This window comes from Vibrio sp. YT-19(2023), from assembly GCF_033337395.1.
This window is the reverse complement of record NZ_JAWOQN010000418.1, coordinates 1-749: the sequence shown is the minus strand read 5'-3', so window position 1 is coordinate 749 and position 749 is coordinate 1. Positions and strand designations below refer to the sequence as shown.

Genomic DNA, 749 nt, shown 5'->3' with positions numbered 1-749 from the left:
TTAAGCACATCAACGATAACTACGGCCACAATGTTGGGGACAAATTACTGGTGCACCTTTCCGCGTTATTAAGGAATGAACTGCCAATTTATATCGAACCAGATTATCGAGCATGGATACTCGCAAGCCGCGTTGGGGCGGATGAGTTTGTCGTCGTATTCCCATGCAATAACAGCTTAGAAGCGCGCGAGATAGCCAACCAAATTCATAGACAAGTGCTATCACCATTGAGGCTCGACAGTCACAATATCCGCTTAACCACCAGCCTTGGTGTTGCGGTATATCCCGAGTTTGGCTGTAACGCAGATTCGTTGCTGCAACTTTCATCCCTTGCCGCACAAGAATCAAAACGTCGCGGCAAAGACATTATGTCCGTTTACGATCCCGCATTCGATGCGACGGTGAAACAACGACTCTATATCGAAAGAGAACTGAGTCGCTCCATCCACGACTTATCTCAGTTTGAGCTTTGGTATCAACCTAAATTTGACCTTAAGACCTACCAGTTGGTTGGGGTTGAAGCTTTAGTGCGATGGAATCATCCCGAGAAAGGTTACATTGGCCCTGAACAGTTTATTCCGATTGCAGAACAAAACGACTTGATTCTCGATCTTGGTGAGCATTTGATCGAAACCGCGATCAAGCAAAGAGCGGAATGGGCAGAAGCATTCGACCATGATTTTCATATCGCGTTGAACTTGTCCCCACGACAAATCTACCGTCAGTATCTTAGCCTCATATTTGAGCAC

The 749-nt window shown here is 46.2% G+C and carries 1 protein-coding gene; it reads left to right on the top strand.

What is annotated here, in order from left to right; all coding sequences use genetic code 11:
* Positions 1-749, top strand: a 749-nt coding sequence (locus tag R7E78_RS26275; protein WP_318058628.1) for an EAL domain-containing protein, incomplete at both ends; no start/stop codon positions are given.